This is a genomic window from Ramlibacter agri (genome assembly GCF_012927085.1).
In the GTDB taxonomy this organism is placed as follows: domain Bacteria; phylum Pseudomonadota; class Gammaproteobacteria; order Burkholderiales; family Burkholderiaceae_C; genus Ramlibacter; species Ramlibacter agri.
Map to the genome: position 1 here is coordinate 3,231,104 of NZ_JABBFX010000001.1, position 13,389 is coordinate 3,244,492.

Below are 13,389 nucleotides of genomic sequence, written 5' to 3' on the forward strand. Positions count from 1 at the left end.
GCGTGAAAGTGCCGTTGGCCGACGAAGTAGACGTTGCGGGTTTCCATAGCGAAGCCACGCGCCTGCTCGCCCGCCAGGTCCCGCCGGAAACGGTGGACTGGAGCGCGTCCCCGGCGCAGACGGTGGACGAGCAGCAGCTCGACGCCGACCGGGCCCAGATCCGCAACCGCGCGGCCCGCGCGATCATCCCGCAGTCCTTCGTGCGCACGAGCGAGCTCGTGGTGTTGCACCGCGACCCGCTGCGCTTCGACCTGCTGTACCGCTCGCTCTGGCGTCTGATCTACGAGCCCGACCTGAAGCACGACTTCGCCGATGTCGACCTGGCCCGGCTGCGCCAGATGGCGCAGGCCGTGCGGCGCGACATCCAGAAGATGAAGGCGCGCATGGAGTTCCACGAGCTGGTGCTGCGTGGCGCGCCGGCCAGCGTCTGCTGGTACGAGCCCACGCACTTCGTCGCCGAGACGGTGGCCGGCTGGCTGGCCAGGCAGCAGCCCCCGAAGCGCTGGATGATCCTCACGCCCGACCGCAGCCTGCGCTGGGACGGCGAACACCTGCTGACCGCGCCTTCGGTGCCGCCGGACCGGCAGCCGCAGGTGGTGGGCTGGGCGGCCTGGCCACAGGCGCTGGAGACGGTTCCCTGGTTGTTGTAGTTCGCCGCTTCGGGGCGATCACCCCGGCGTCGACGGATGCGACGGCAGGTTCAAGCCCGAGGAAAAACTGAAGTCGCTGCGCGTGCGGTGCCAGGTGAGGTCGTCCTCGCCGATCAACTGCCGGCAGCGCATGAACAGGCTGTCCAGGGCCGCGTCCTGCAGGTCGCGCAGGTGGTGGTAGCGCGGGTCGGCATAGTGCGGCCGCAGCGACGCCTGCGTCATGCGCAGGATGTTCTCTTCCCAGAAGTACTGCATGAGCTCGCGGTGCGTCTGCAGCAGCTTGACCATCAGCGCCGACAGCTCCGGCAGCGATTCGTCCTTGATCTGGCAGGCCTGCGCCAGCGCCGCGGGAACGGTGAGCTCCTCCGGGTTCTGGTGCAGCAGCGGCTCGTCGCGGTGCCAGTCCACCCAGGCCGAATAGGCCTTCAGGCAGTCCATCAACCGGTAGGCCGCGTTGCGCCGGCGTTGCACCTGCTTGACGATGCGCGAGCGCACCACCCACAGCGGTACCAGGAGGGCGGCGGCAGCCACCAGCGCAATGGTCAAAAGCGGCGAGGAGTCCAAGGGGCGGCTTCCGCGATTGGGTGGAGGGAGGGCCACCATTTTGCGTTGCCCGGGCCGATCGTGCTTGCCTCCGTTCGTCAGCGGTCGCCCGCGGACGATAAACGCTTCACGCCGCGCCGCGTCTGAGGCGCATCTCCCTGCCCATCTCCCGGATGGCGGCGGCGTCCAGGAGCTGGCGCGCGGCCGGGAAAACGAGCTGCTCCTCCGCCTCGAGATGGGCCCCGTACAGAGAGGAAAACGTCTCCAGGGCGACCCTCGAGGCCGCATCCGGCTGCTGCAATTGGCCGCCCTCGATCGCCGCCAGCACGGTACGCGCCCGTTCCCAGGCCTCCTCCATTTGGCGGTGGTCGCGCTGCAACGCCTGGACCCGTTCCACCGTCGCCGGATCGCCCTGTGCCAGCAGCGGCGGGAACACGTGCAGCTCCTCGTCGCGGTGGTGCTGCGGCGCCGCCTGGTCGAAGTAGCGCATGACGTCGTGGGCCGCCTGCCGCGCCTGGGCGTCGGCACCGTGGGCCGGCAGGTGCTCGCGCAGGCGCGCCAGCAGGGCCAGCATGCGCTGCAGCCGGTCGTGGCAGGCCGCCAGCATCTCGAAGGGTTCGTCGAAGCTGGCGGCAGGGCCCGCGTGGAGCAGGTTGGGGCGGTTCATCGGTTCGCGCTCCTGATGCATTTGCGGCAATACACCTGCGGCTCGCTGCAGCGGATGCTCACTGAAACTCCCGCAACCCTAGTTCCGGCCGGCGAATGGCCGCCCTAGACTCGCGCTCGACAAGGAGGAGGTCTCCATGGCTGCGCTCTCGCACCTGCATTCTGCGCTCGCGCGCGTCGTCCTCGCCGCGCTGGCAAGCCTTTGCGTCCTGGGCGCATGCGACAGGGCGCAGCCGCCCGCTGCGGCCGTCGCGGCTTCCGCTCCTCCTCCGCCGCCACCACCCGCCGCCGCCTCGCACCCGACCTATGACGAGAAAGACATGGTCTTCGGCGCGCCGGCGGCCGTCGTCACCTCGGAGCGCCATACCGGCACCTTCTCGCTGGGCAGCGCGCTGAGCACGCTGCCCGCGGTGAAGCCGCTGGACCCGGCGCCGGTGAAGGAGATCCGCCTCGACACCACGCACAAGATCATCGACCTCGCGCCCGGCGTGAAATTCAGCGCCTGGACCTTCGGCGACCAGGTGCCGGGGCCGGTGCTGCGGGCCCGCGTCGGCGACCGCATCAAGTTCACCATGACCAACCGCTCGGACGAGGCGGCGCCGGGCGTGCGCCTGACGGCCGCGCCGATGATGCACTCGATGGACTTCCACGCGGCGATGGTGGCGCCCAACGACAAGTACCGCTCGATCGCGCCGGGGCAGACGATCTCCTTCGAGTTCACGCTCAACTATCCGGGCGTCTTCATGTACCACTGCGGCACGCCGATGGTGCTGGAACACATCGCCTCGGGCATGTACGGGATGGTGATCGTCGAGCCGCGCGGCGGCTACCCGACCCAGGTGGACCGCGAGTACGCCATCATCCAGAGCGAGTTCTATACCAAGCCCGACCCCGACAAGCGCAAGGTGGACGGCGTGCCGCTGCAGGTGCTGGACACCGACCGGGTGCGCGCCAAGGCGCCGACCTACACCGTGTTCAACGGGCGTTACAACGGGCTGGTGGAGACGCCGCTGCAGGCCAAGCCCAACGAGCGGGTGCGCCTGTTCGTGATGAACGTGGGGCCGTCCAACACTTCGAGCTTCCACGTGGTCGGGACGATCTTCGACCGCGTCTGGATCGACGGCAATCCGGACAACCAGTTCCGCGGCATGCAGACGGTGCTGCTCGGCTCCTCCAGCGGCGCCATCGTCGAATTCAAGGTGCCGGAAGCGGGCAACTACGCGATCGTCGACCACCACTTCGCCAATGCCTCGCAGGGCGCGGTCGGCACGCTGGCGGCCGGGGCGCCGCCGGGCAGCGACGCGGAGCACCACAACATCCCCGCCACCGCGGCGCCCACCGACCCGGCCGCGCAGCGGGGCAAGCTGGCCTTCGAATCGAAGTGCCTGGCCTGCCACACCATCGGCGGCGGCGACCGCCTCGGCCCTGACCTGTTCGGCGTGACGAAGCGGCATGACGAGGGCTGGCTGACGCGCTGGCTGAAGTCGCCGGAGCAGATGCTGCAGTCCGACGCCACCGCCAAGGCCTTGCTGGACAAGTACAAGGTGCCCATGCCGAACCAGGGCCTCGGCGACCCCGAAATCAAGGACTACCTGGCCTACTTCCGCTGGGCCGACGCCAACCTGCAGCCGCAGGGCGCGCAGCAGCCGCAGGCCGCCACCGCGGGGCAGGCCCTGCCTCCGTCGGCCACCAAATCGGCCGCGCCCATGCCCGGCGGACAGATGGAGCACAAGTGATGAACCGCACCTGCATCGCCCTGCTGCTGGCCACCGGCGCCGGCGCCGCGCTGGCCTGCGGCACCTGCGCCGAAGACAAGATCGCCGCCACCTACGACTACGCCACCGCGCAACGGGCCGCGGCCTCGGGACGCGCGATGGTCTACTGCGAACTCGCCGGGCCCTGGGATGCCGCCCGGCTGAAGCGCCTGGCCGCGCGGGTGCGGGGTGTCGAGGCGGCGACGGTGCGCTACGCGGCCGATCCGGCCGCGGTCTCTTTCGCGCTGGACACGCGCCAGGCCTCGGCGCAGCAGGCGGTGCTGGCCTTGTAGGCGGGCGCGCCGGCCGGCGCGCGCGTGCAGATCGTGCGCGTGGTCACGGGCTTCGAGTAGGCCGCCGCGGCCGATGCAGGGCCGCTTGCGCGATGTCAACATGCTCTGGCGCCCCTTGCGCGAACATGGACGGACCTTGAATCCGCATGGGAGAGCGCCATGGCCAACCCGATCGCAGCGTGGCACCAGGAGCACGCGTACTTCAACCGGCTGCTGGCCCTGTTGCAGCGCGAAATGGATGTCTTCCATGCCGGCGGTAGCCCCGACTACCAGCTCATGCTGGACATCATCACCTACCTGCGCGAGTACGGCGACCACTCGCACCACCCGCGCGAGGACGAGGCGTTCCGGCGCCTGCTGCGCCATTGCCCGGAGCGCGCGCTGCCGATCGCAAGGCTGCAGCAGGAACACCGCGTGATCGCGCATGCCGGCGAGGCCTTGCGCGAGATGCTGGAAAGCGTGGTGGCCGACGGCGTGGTGCAGCGCGCCGAAGTGGAGATGGCCGCCGCCACCTACCTGGTCTACTACGGCAACCACATCGCCCGCGAGGAAGAGGACGTGCTGCCGCGGGCCGCGAAGCACCTGTCCGCCGAAGACTGGCAGGCGGTGAAGGAGGCGGCGCCGGCGGTGCGCGACCCGCTGTTCGGGCCGGAGCCGGCGCAGCGCTTCCAGGAACTGCGGCGGCGCATCGCCGCCTGAACGCCGTTACTTCACCAGCAGCACCGGCACCTCGCAGTCGGTCAGCACGTGCTGCGCCACGCTGCCCAGCAGGGCGCGGCCCAGCAGGCCGAGGCCGTGCGTGCCCATGACGACCAGGTGGGCCTTCTCCTTCTTCGCGGCGCGGACGATCTCCGGCCCCGGCAGGCCCACCAGCCAGCGGGTGCGGTAGGCGAAGTCGTGCCGCTGCAGGAAGCGGTCGATGGGTTTCAGCACCTTCTCCGCTTCCTCGCGGTGGTAGTCCTTGATCGCGGCCGCGCCGACCAGGCTCTTCACGCGCGGCGGCATTGGGGCCTGCACGTTCAGCACGACCAGTTCGCCGTCGCCGGCGGCGAGCTCCTCGTGGTTGACCAGGTAGGCCAGCGCCTTCTTCGTGTAGCTGCTGCCGTCGGCAGCCAGGAGGATCTTCATCGCAGCACCAGCACGGGGACGGTGCCGTGCGTCAGCACATGCTGCGTCTCGCTGCCCAGGAGCAGGCGCTTGATGCCCTTGCGCCCGTGCGAGGCCATCACCACCAGGTCGCACTTGTGCTTGCGCGCGGCCGCGAGGATGGACTCGGCCACCAGGTCGGACTTGACGGTGACCGCCTTGGCGCGGACGCCGGCCTTCTCGGCGGCCTTGCTCACGGCTTCGGCCACGGCCTGGCCGCGCTCGGCCCATTCCTTCTCGATGCGCTTCACTTCGGCGTTGGTGACCGTCATCGCGCCTTCGAAGTAGGACACCGGGTAGCGCGGCACCACGTGCAGCGCCACGACTTCGGCGCCGACGCGGGAGGCGAGTTCCACGGCGCTCTGGATGGCCTTCTTCGACAGCGCGGAGCCGTCGGTGGGGACCAGGATGCGTTGGTACATTGTTTCTCCTTGCTTATGGTGGGGTCTAGCTTGGGGGAGGGCAGGCCGGTCGCGCTTGATCCACGTCAACCGCGGCGCAGCAGCGCGGACGTAGCCTTGCCGCATGCAAGCTGCGTCCCTCTCCGTCACCCCCGCCCAGGCGGTGGGCCAGGGCATGCTGGACGAGCGCAGCGAGTGGGAAACCTTCAGCCGCGCGCTGCCGGATGGAAGCTGGGAGTCCTACCTCGCCATCGAGGGCATCCACTGCCCCGGCTGCTCGCTGCTGATCGAGCAGGCGCTGGCGCCCTGTGCCGGCGTGCGCAGCGTGGAGGTGAATGGCGCGGCCGCCACCGCCCGCATCGTCTGGACGCCGGCGCAGGGCCGGCCCTCGCAGTGGCTGCGCGCGCTGCAGCGCGCGGGCTACGGCGCGCTGCCCGCCGGCGACCAGCTCGCCGCAGCCCCGCGCCGCCAGGCCCAGCGCATGCTGCTGTGGCGCTGGCTGGTGGCCGGCTTCTGCATGATGCAGGTGATGATGTACGCCGTGCCCGCCTACCTGGCCGGGCCCGGCGAGATGACGCCCGACGTCGCGGCGCTGCTGCGCTGGGCGGCCTGGCTGCTGACGCTGCCGGTGCTGCTGTTCTCCTGCCAGCCTTTCTTCGCCTCGGCCTGGCGCGACCTGCGCGCGCGCCGCATCGGCATGGACGTGCCGGTGGCGCTGGGCATCGCGATCGCCTTCGGCGCCAGCACCTCCGCCACCTTCGACCCGCGCTCGGGCCTGGGCGGCGAGGTCTGGTACGACTCGGTGACGATGTTCGTCTTCTTCCTGCTCTCCGGCCGCCTGCTGGAGCAGCGCCTGCGCAATCGCACGGCCGGCGCGCTGGAGGCGCTATTGCGGCGCCTGCCCGAGACGGTGGAGCGGCTGCTGGCCGACGGCGGCACCGAGACGGTGGCCGTGCGGCAACTGCGCGCGGGCGACCGCGTGCGCGTGCGCGCCGGCGAGATGGTCCCGGCCGACGGCCGCGTGCTGGAAGGCCGGAGCCAGGTCGACGAGGCGCTGCTGACGGGCGAATCGACGCCGCTCGCGCGCGCCGCCGGCGACGCGGTGGTTGCGGGCAGCCACAACCTGGCCGGCTCGCTGGTGGTGGCCGTGGAGCGCACCGGCGCGGACACGCGCTATGCGGAGATCGCCGCGCTGATGGAGCGCGCTTCGGTGGAGAAGCCGGCGATGGCGCGGCTGGCCGACCGCATTGCGTCACCTTTCCTGGCCGGCGTGCTGCTGGCCGCGGCGGGCGCGGCGCTGTGGTGGTGGCCTCAGCGTCCCAGCCATGCGCTGGCCGTCGCCGTGGCGGTGCTGATCGTCACCTGCCCGTGCGCGCTGTCGCTCGCCACCCCGGCGGCCACCTTGGCCGCGGCCGGCGCGCTGGCGCGGCGCGGCGTGCTGGTGCGCGGGCTGGAGGCGCTGGAGAGCGGGGCGGCGATCGACACGGTGGTGTTCGACAAGACGGGCACCTTGACCCTGGACCGGATGGCGGTGGGGGCGGTGCGGGTGCGCACGGGTGTTTCCGAAGACGAGGCGCTTCGGTTGGCAGCGGCGCTAGCCAGGCATTCGCTGCACCCGGTGTCGCGAGCGATCGCGGCGGCGGCGGTGGGTGGAGAACAGGCGGTCGACGTGCAGGAGCGGGCGGGCGAGGGCGTGGAAGGCAGCGTCGGCGGACGTGTCCTGCGACTGGGTTCCGCGGAGTTTTGCGGGAGCCAGGATCCGGCAGGCGTGCATCTCGCCGACGAACACGGCTGGCTCGCCAGCTTCCAGCTCGAAGAAGCGCTGCGCCCCGGTGCCCGCGAAGCGGTGCAGGCCTTGCAGGCCATGGGCCTGCAGGTGGAGATCCTCTCCGGCGACCAGCCGCAGGCCGTGCAGCAGCTCGCCGAGCGCGCCGGCATCGCCGCCTGGCGCGCTGGCCAGTCGCCGCAGGACAAGCTCGATCGCGTCGCCGGCCTGCAGCGCGCCGGCCGGCGCGTGGCCATGGTGGGCGACGGCATGAACGACGGCCCCGTGCTGGCCCGCGCCGACCTGTCGGTGGCGCTGGGGCAGGGTGTGCCGGTGGCGCAGGCGCGCGCCGATTTCATCGTGCAGGGCGGCCGGCTGGACCCGCTGCCGCAGCTGCTGCGGCAGGCCCGCCGCACCCGCGCGGTGGTGCGCCAGAACCTGGCCTGGGCCGCGGCCTACAACGTGGTGTGCGTGCCGCTGGCGCTGGCGGGAATGATGCCGCCGTGGCTGGCGGGGCTGGGGATGGCGGCGAGTTCGCTGTTCGTCGTGGCGAACGCGGCGCGATTGGGCGTCGTTCAGGGCATGGATTGCGGGTCGAGCCCGCAATGACAAGGTAGCAGCATGGACATCCTCTTCATCCTCATCCCCCTCTCCGTCGTCCTGGCGCTGGCGATCCTGGTCGCCCTCGGTTGGGCGGTGTGGCGTGGCCAGTTCGACTCGGTGGAGGCCGAGGGGGAGCGCATTCTGCACAGCGATTGATTTCCATCAAGCGGCCCGGGCGGGGCGCCCGGGACACTGTCCACCATCACAAGAAAGTGTTCCATGACCGATCCAACCGTCCCCGCAGCGAGCTACAGCGACACCGTTGTCAGGCAGTTCTCGCTTGCGGCCGTGCTCTGGGGCGTGGTGGGCATGCTCGTCGGCGTGTTCATCGCGGCCCAGCTCGCCTGGCCCGAACTCAATTTCGGCATTCCCTGGCTGTCCTACGGGCGCCTGCGCCCGCTGCACACCAACGCGGTGATCTTCGCCTTCGGCGGCTGCGCGCTGTTCGCCACCAGCTACTACGTGGTGCAGCGCACCTCGCACGTGCCGCTGTTCGCTCCCAAGCTGGCCGCCTTCAGCTTCTGGGGCTGGCAGGCCGTCATCGTGGCCGCCGCCATCAGCCTGCCCCTGGGCTACACCACGAGCAAGGAGTACGCCGAACTCGAATGGCCGATCGACATCCTGATCACGCTGGTGTGGGTGTCGTATGCCATCGTGTTCTTCGGCACCCTGGGCAAGCGCAAGGTCAAGCACATCTACGTGGCCAACTGGTTCTTCGGCGCCTTCATCCTGGCCGTCGCGCTGCTGCACGTGGTGAACAGCGCGGAGGTCCCGGCCGGCTGGATGAAGTCCTACTCCGCCTATGCGGGCGTGCAGGACGCGATGGTGCAGTGGTGGTACGGCCATAACGCGGTGGGCTTCTTCCTCACCGCTGGCTTCCTGGGGATGATGTACTACTTCATCCCGAAGCAGGCCGAGCGCCCGATCTACAGCTACCGCCTGTCCATCGTCCACTTCTGGGCGCTGATCTTCACCTACATGTGGGCGGGCCCGCACCACCTGCACTACACCGCGCTGCCGGACTGGACCCAGTCGCTGGGCATGGTGTTCTCGCTGATCCTGCTGGCGCCCAGCTGGGGCGGGATGATCAACGGCATCATGACCCTCTCGGGCGCCTGGCACAAGCTGCGCGACGACCCGGTGCTGCGCTTCCTGATCGTGTCGCTGTCCTTCTACGGCATGAGCACCTTCGAGGGCCCGATGATGTCCGTGAAGACGGTCAACGCGCTGTCCCACTACACCGACTGGACCATCGGCCACGTGCACTCCGGCGCGCTGGGCTGGGTGGGCCTGATCACGATGGGCTCGCTGTACTACCTGATCCCGCGCCTGTTCGGCCAGAAGAAGATGTACTCGGTGCCGGCGATCGAGCTGCACTTCTGGATCTCCACGCTCGGCATCGTGCTGTACATCGCCGCGATGTGGATCGCCGGCGTGATGCAGGGCCTGATGTGGCGCGCGGTCAATGCCGACGGCACGCTCACCTACACCTTCGTCGAGAGCGTGAAGGCCACCTATCCCTTCTACGTGATCCGCGTCCTCGGCGGCCTGATGTACCTGGTGGGCATGCTGGTGATGGCCTGGAACACCTGGATGACCGTGATCAACGGCCGCGCCGTGCGCGTCACCGTCCCCGCCGTTGCCGCCGCCCACGCCTGAACGAGAAAGAAGTTTCATCATGAGCGACAACGCCGTCCCGACCTTCTCCCACGAGAAGATCGAAACCAGCAACTTCCTGCTGATCGTGCTGATCCTGCTCGTGGTCGCCATCGGCGGCCTGGTGGAGATCGTGCCCCTGTTCTTCCAGAAGTCGACCACCGAGCCGATCGCGGGCCTGAAGCCCTACACCGCGCTGCAGCTGGCCGGCCGCGACATCTACCAGCGCGAGGGCTGCTACAACTGCCACTCGCAGATGATCCGGCCCTTCCGCGCCGAGACGCTGCGCTACGGCCACTACTCGGTGGCGGGCGAGTTCGTCTACGACCACCCGTTCCAGTGGGGCAGCAAGCGCACCGGCCCCGACCTGCACCGCGTGGGCGGCCGCTACAGCGACGAGTGGCACCGCATCCACCTGCACAACCCGCGCGACGTGGTGCCGGAGTCGAACATGCCCGCCTACCCCTGGCTGGAGCAGAACGCCGCCGACGCCTCCACCATCTCGGCCCACATGCGGGCACTGCGCGTGGTGGGCGTGCCCTACACCGACGACGAGATCGCCAAGGCGCCTGCGGAGCTGAAGGGCAAGACGGAGCAGGACGCGCTGATCGCGTACCTGCAATCCCTTGGACGCTTGTTGAAGTAGGAGGAGAACATGGACGTCACCACGCTGCGCATCATCGCCACGGTCGCCTCCTTCGTGACCTTCGTCGGCATCATGGCCTGGGCCTGGGCCCGCAGGAACCGCGCTGCCTTCGAGGAAGCCGGCCGCATCCCCTTCGACCAGGACTGAGGACCCCATGAGCGATTTCGAGAATTCATTCTGGTCGATCTACGTCACCGGCTTCGCGCTGGCCGGCATCATCGGCTGCCTGGTGCTGCTCTGGATCAGCGGCCGCAAGAAGGTGGCGCCGCGCGCCGACAACACCACCGGCCACGTCTGGGACGAGGACCTGACCGAGATGAACAACCCGCTGCCCATGTGGTGGGTGGGCCTGTTCATCATCACGGTGGTGTTCGCGCTGCTGTACCTGGTGGCCTTCCCCGGCCTCGGGTCCTATCCGGGCCGCCTGCACTGGACGACCGAGGGCGAGTACACGGCCGAACTGGTCAAGGCGGACAAGGAACTGCAGCCGCTGTACGCGCAGTTCACGGCGAAGACCCCCGAGGCGCTGGCGGGCGACCCCAATGCCATGGCGGTGGGCGAGCGGCTGTTCATGAACAACTGCGCGCAGTGCCACGGCTCGGACGCGCGCGGCAGCAAGGGCTTCCCGAACCTGACCGACAACGACTGGCTGCATGGCGGCACGCCGGACAAGATCATCGAGACCATCACCAAGGGCCGCATCGGCCAGATGCCGCCCATGGCGGCGGCGGTGGGCACGCCCGACGACGTGAAGAACGTGGCGAACTACGTGCTGTCGCTCTCCGGCAGCCCGCACGACTCGCTGCGCGCCCAGCTGGGCAAGAGCAAGTTCACGGCCTGCGCGGCCTGCCACGGCGCCGACGGCAAGGGCAACCAGATGATCGGCGCGCCCAACCTCACCGACGACATCTGGCTGCACGGCTGGGGCGAGCAGGCGGTCATCGCGATGATCCAGAACGGCAAGACCAACGAAATGCCGGCCTGGGAACACAAGCTGACCGAACCGCAGATCAAGGTGCTGGCCAGCTACGTGTGGGGCCTTTCGCACCGGCCGGCGAAGCCCTGATTCGCCATCCCCAGGGAGGGGCGCGCGAGCGCCCCTTTTTCATTGGCGCAACTGACGAATGTCAATTGGCCCCCCGGTGGCGCGGCCGATCATCGACCTAGCCATGAAAGTCATCCCCATCCAGCCCGTCCCCGCCGAAGAGGAGGGCGGGGCGCTCTACGTTTCCGAGAAGAAGGTCTATCCGCGTGCCGTCACCGGCCGCTTCGCCCGCTGGCGCTGGGCCTTCGTCGCCCTCACGCAGGTCATCTTCTATGGCCTGCCCTGGCTGCAGTGGGGCGACCGCCAGGCGGTGCTGTTCGACCTGGGCGCGCGCCGCTTCTACCTGTTCGGCTACGTGCTGTACCCGCAGGACTTCATCTACCTCACCGGCCTGCTGGTGGTCAGCGCGCTGTCGCTGTTCCTCTTCACCGCGATCGCGGGGCGCCTGTGGTGCGGCTTCACCTGCCCGCAGACGGTGTACACCGAGATGTTCCTGTGGATCGAGCGCAAGGTCGAAGGCGACCGCATGGCCCGCATGAAGCTCGATGCGGCGCCCATGTCGCTGGAGAAGCTGGTCAAGAAGTGGTTCAAGCACCTGCTGTGGGGCGGCCTCGCCATGTGGACCGGCTTCACCTTCGTCGGCTACTTCACGCCCATCACCGAGCTGGGCATGGAGTTCCTGCAGACGCGCATGGGATCGTGGGAGGTGTTCTGGGTGTTCTTCTACGCCATCGCCACCTACGGCAACGCCGGCTTCATGCGCGAGCAGGTCTGCAAGTACATGTGCCCCTATGCGCGCTTCCAGAGCGCCATGTTCGACGGCGACACCCTGACGGTGAGCTACGACGCCGCCCGCGGCGAGCCGCGCGGCACCCGCGGCCGCAAGGAAGACTACAAGGCCAAGGGGCTGGGCAGCTGCATCGACTGCGAGCTGTGCGTGCAGGTCTGCCCCACCGGCATCGACATCCGCAACGGCCTGCAGTACGAGTGCATCGGCTGCGCCGGCTGCATCGACGTGTGCAACGGCGTGATGGACAAGATGAACTATCCGCGCGGCCTGATCCGCTTCACCACGCAGAACGCGCTGGAACACGGCGGCCAGGGCGACGTCAGGGAGGCCAGTGCCATCTGGCGCCGCGTGCTGCGGCCACGCGTGCTGGTGTACGCCGCCGTGCTCGCTGCGCTGACGGCGGGCCTGATGTTCAGCCTGGCGCTGCGCACGCCGCTGAAAGTGGACGTGGTGCGCGATCGCGCGGCGCTGGCCCGCATCGTGGCCGGCGGCAAGCTGGAGAACGTCTACCGCCTGCAGCTGATGAACGCCACCGAGAAGACGCAGCGCTACGTCATCACCGCCGAAGGCCTGGCGGGCCTGCTCGTCGCCTCCGAGGCGGAGGTTGAAGTCGGCCCCGCCGAATCGCGCTGGGTGCCGGTGCGGCTGCAGATCCCCTACGGGTCGGTCGCCGCGGGTTCGCATCCGATCCACTTCGTGGTGAAGCAGGCGGATGGCACGGTGGTCGTGCACGAGAAGTCGGTGTTCCTGGTTCCACGTTGAGGAGAGACGCATGGCGAACAATGAAAAGCCCTGGTGGAAGTTCGGCCACGTGTGGCTGGTGATCTCGGGCCCCGCCGTGGTGGTGGTCGCCGGCTTCGTGACCTTGTGGCTCGCGATCCGCACGCCCGACCCGGTGATCGAGGCCGACTACTACGTCCGCGGCCTGGAGATCAACAAGACGCTGAAGGCGCAGGGCAAGGCCCTGCTGCCCGCGGAGAAGGGCCGCAACCACGCCGCCACGCCGGCGGAAGAATGAGGGGACCGACCATGGCCGCGAGACTCATGTGGATCACCTGGCCGGCTTTCCTCGCCGCCTGCGTGCTGGAAATGCTGGTGTTCGCGCTGGTCGACCCGAGCGACCTGGCCTGGTCCGGGCAGGCGCTGAACTGGTCGCGGCAGGCCGTGTACACGTCGGCCTTCTTCGCTTTCTGGGCGGTGAGCCTGGGCGCCTGCTGGCTCACCACGGTGCTGCGCATGACGCCGCAGGAAGTGAACGACGCCTGTCCCTACGCGCCGGACCAGCGTCCCGAAGGCTGCCCGGGCCGTTAGGCCCGTTCGGCTAGGCCTTTCGATTTCAGCCGCGAACGCCCCTCGCGGCAACCCGTCTCTGCAGTAGGCAGCGTCCTACCCGCGAATGCGGGTGGCACTGTCGAACCCGCTACCCCTGCA

The 13,389-nt window shown here is 69.3% G+C and carries 17 protein-coding genes; 13 read left to right on the plus strand and 4 right to left on the minus strand.

Features of this window, described 5'->3' with window-relative positions:
- Window positions 1–2 precede the first annotated feature (2 nt).
- Window positions 3–650, plus strand: coding sequence for a DUF4130 domain-containing protein (locus HHL11_RS15750; RefSeq protein ID WP_169419292.1), 648 nt, complete (start codon window positions 3–5; stop codon window positions 648–650).
- Window positions 651–668: 18 nt separating this feature from the next.
- Here the strand turns inward: HHL11_RS15750 and HHL11_RS15755 are convergent, their stop codons facing one another.
- Window positions 669–1,181, minus strand: coding sequence for a hypothetical protein (locus HHL11_RS15755; RefSeq protein ID WP_169419293.1), 513 nt, complete (start codon window positions 1,179–1,181; stop codon window positions 669–671).
- 139 nt (window positions 1,182–1,320) lie between these two features.
- Window positions 1,321–1,860, minus strand: a complete 540-nt coding sequence (locus tag HHL11_RS15760) for a hemerythrin domain-containing protein (RefSeq protein ID WP_169419294.1) — start codon at window positions 1,858–1,860, stop codon at window positions 1,321–1,323.
- Between the two features lie 136 nt (window positions 1,861–1,996).
- Here HHL11_RS15760 and HHL11_RS15765 point away from each other — a divergent pair, with 136 nt between their 5' ends.
- The 3 genes from HHL11_RS15765 to HHL11_RS15775 all read left to right on the plus strand — a co-directional run bounded on the left by HHL11_RS15765 (window position 1,997) and on the right by HHL11_RS15775 (window position 4,605).
- Window positions 1,997–3,595, plus strand: a complete 1,599-nt coding sequence (locus tag HHL11_RS15765; RefSeq protein ID WP_169419295.1) for a multicopper oxidase domain-containing protein — start codon at window positions 1,997–1,999, stop codon at window positions 3,593–3,595.
- Window positions 3,595–3,906, plus strand: coding sequence for a hypothetical protein (locus HHL11_RS15770; RefSeq protein ID WP_169419296.1), 312 nt, complete (start codon window positions 3,595–3,597; stop codon window positions 3,904–3,906). Before HHL11_RS15765 ends, HHL11_RS15770 begins: the two co-directional genes overlap by 1 nt.
- 159 nt (window positions 3,907–4,065) lie before the next feature.
- The gene (locus tag HHL11_RS15775) at window positions 4,066–4,605 is read left to right on the plus strand and encodes a hemerythrin domain-containing protein (RefSeq protein WP_169419297.1); all 540 of its coding nucleotides are present in this window, start codon (window positions 4,066–4,068) and stop codon (window positions 4,603–4,605) included.
- A gap of 6 nt (window positions 4,606–4,611) precedes the next feature.
- On the opposite strand, the gene HHL11_RS15780 is transcribed toward HHL11_RS15775, so the two are convergent.
- Both HHL11_RS15780 and HHL11_RS15785 read right to left on the minus strand, forming a co-directional pair.
- Window positions 4,612–5,034: a universal stress protein gene (locus HHL11_RS15780; RefSeq protein ID WP_169419298.1), complete on the minus strand. Its 423-nt coding sequence runs from the start codon at window positions 5,032–5,034 to the stop codon at window positions 4,612–4,614.
- Entirely contained in the window at window positions 5,031–5,474 is a 444-nt protein-coding gene (locus HHL11_RS15785; protein ID WP_169419299.1) for a universal stress protein, read from the minus strand. The genes HHL11_RS15780 and HHL11_RS15785 overlap by 4 nt, the downstream gene beginning before the upstream one ends.
- 103 nt (window positions 5,475–5,577) lie before the next feature.
- Between HHL11_RS15785 and HHL11_RS15790 the strand changes: the two genes are divergently transcribed.
- The 9 genes from HHL11_RS15790 to HHL11_RS15830 all read left to right on the plus strand — a co-directional run bounded on the left by HHL11_RS15790 (window position 5,578) and on the right by HHL11_RS15830 (window position 13,269).
- The gene (locus HHL11_RS15790) at window positions 5,578–7,827 is read left to right on the plus strand and encodes a heavy metal translocating P-type ATPase (RefSeq protein ID WP_169419300.1); all 2,250 of its coding nucleotides are present in this window, start codon (window positions 5,578–5,580) and stop codon (window positions 7,825–7,827) included.
- A gap of 12 nt (window positions 7,828–7,839) precedes the next feature.
- Entirely contained in the window at window positions 7,840–7,977 is a 138-nt protein-coding gene (ccoS, locus tag HHL11_RS15795) for a cbb3-type cytochrome oxidase assembly protein CcoS (RefSeq protein ID WP_169419301.1), read from the plus strand.
- A 63-nt stretch (window positions 7,978–8,040) separates the two neighbouring features.
- The gene (gene ccoN / locus HHL11_RS15800) at window positions 8,041–9,480 is read left to right on the plus strand and encodes a cytochrome-c oxidase, cbb3-type subunit I (protein ID WP_169419302.1); all 1,440 of its coding nucleotides are present in this window, start codon (window positions 8,041–8,043) and stop codon (window positions 9,478–9,480) included.
- A 19-nt stretch (window positions 9,481–9,499) separates the two neighbouring features.
- Window positions 9,500–10,123 carry a cytochrome-c oxidase, cbb3-type subunit II gene (gene ccoO / locus HHL11_RS15805; protein WP_169419303.1) on the plus strand — a complete coding sequence of 208 codons (624 nt, stop codon included), beginning with the start codon at window positions 9,500–9,502 and terminating at the stop codon, window positions 10,121–10,123.
- Between the two features lie 9 nt (window positions 10,124–10,132).
- Entirely contained in the window at window positions 10,133–10,270 is a 138-nt protein-coding gene (locus HHL11_RS15810) for a cbb3-type cytochrome oxidase subunit 3 (protein ID WP_169419304.1), read from the plus strand.
- A 7-nt stretch (window positions 10,271–10,277) separates the two neighbouring features.
- On the plus strand, window positions 10,278–11,189 hold the full coding sequence (gene ccoP, locus HHL11_RS15815; protein ID WP_169419305.1) for a cytochrome-c oxidase, cbb3-type subunit III: 912 nt from the start codon (window positions 10,278–10,280) through the stop codon (window positions 11,187–11,189).
- A 103-nt stretch (window positions 11,190–11,292) separates the two neighbouring features.
- Entirely contained in the window at window positions 11,293–12,720 is a 1,428-nt protein-coding gene (ccoG, locus tag HHL11_RS15820; RefSeq protein ID WP_240980090.1) for a cytochrome c oxidase accessory protein CcoG, read from the plus strand.
- A gap of 10 nt (window positions 12,721–12,730) precedes the next feature.
- Complete coding sequence (locus HHL11_RS15825) at window positions 12,731–12,976, plus strand: FixH family protein (protein WP_169419307.1); 246 nt, start codon at window positions 12,731–12,733, stop codon at window positions 12,974–12,976.
- Window positions 12,977–12,987: 11 nt separating this feature from the next.
- Window positions 12,988–13,269, plus strand: coding sequence for a hypothetical protein (locus HHL11_RS15830; protein WP_169419308.1), 282 nt, complete (start codon window positions 12,988–12,990; stop codon window positions 13,267–13,269).
- The last annotated feature ends 120 nt before the right edge of the window (window positions 13,270–13,389 follow it).

Excerpts from the sequence above, each read along its gene's own strand:
- HHL11_RS15760 (WP_169419294.1), bottom strand. The coding sequence starts at position 1,860 with ATGAACCGCCCCAACCTGCTCCACGCGGGCCCTGCCGCCAGCTTCGAC.
- HHL11_RS15765 (WP_169419295.1), top strand. The coding sequence starts at position 1,997 with ATGGCTGCGCTCTCGCACCTGCATTCTGCGCTCGCGCGCGTCGTCCTC.
- HHL11_RS15770 (WP_169419296.1), top strand. The coding sequence starts at position 3,595 with ATGAACCGCACCTGCATCGCCCTGCTGCTGGCCACCGGCGCCGGCGCC.
- HHL11_RS15775 (WP_169419297.1), top strand. The coding sequence starts at position 4,066 with ATGGCCAACCCGATCGCAGCGTGGCACCAGGAGCACGCGTACTTCAAC.
- HHL11_RS15780 (WP_169419298.1), bottom strand. The coding sequence starts at position 5,034 with ATGAAGATCCTCCTGGCTGCCGACGGCAGCAGCTACACGAAGAAGGCG.
- HHL11_RS15785 (WP_169419299.1), bottom strand. The coding sequence starts at position 5,474 with ATGTACCAACGCATCCTGGTCCCCACCGACGGCTCCGCGCTGTCGAAG.
- HHL11_RS15790 (WP_169419300.1), top strand. The coding sequence starts at position 5,578 with ATGCAAGCTGCGTCCCTCTCCGTCACCCCCGCCCAGGCGGTGGGCCAG.
- ccoS (WP_169419301.1), top strand. The coding sequence starts at position 7,840 with ATGGACATCCTCTTCATCCTCATCCCCCTCTCCGTCGTCCTGGCGCTG.
- ccoN (WP_169419302.1), top strand. The coding sequence starts at position 8,041 with ATGACCGATCCAACCGTCCCCGCAGCGAGCTACAGCGACACCGTTGTC.
- ccoO (WP_169419303.1), top strand. The coding sequence starts at position 9,500 with ATGAGCGACAACGCCGTCCCGACCTTCTCCCACGAGAAGATCGAAACC.
- HHL11_RS15810 (WP_169419304.1), top strand. The coding sequence starts at position 10,133 with ATGGACGTCACCACGCTGCGCATCATCGCCACGGTCGCCTCCTTCGTG.
- ccoP (WP_169419305.1), top strand. The coding sequence starts at position 10,278 with ATGAGCGATTTCGAGAATTCATTCTGGTCGATCTACGTCACCGGCTTC.
- ccoG (WP_240980090.1), top strand. The coding sequence starts at position 11,293 with ATGAAAGTCATCCCCATCCAGCCCGTCCCCGCCGAAGAGGAGGGCGGG.
- HHL11_RS15825 (WP_169419307.1), top strand. The coding sequence starts at position 12,731 with ATGGCGAACAATGAAAAGCCCTGGTGGAAGTTCGGCCACGTGTGGCTG.
- HHL11_RS15830 (WP_169419308.1), top strand. The coding sequence starts at position 12,988 with ATGGCCGCGAGACTCATGTGGATCACCTGGCCGGCTTTCCTCGCCGCC.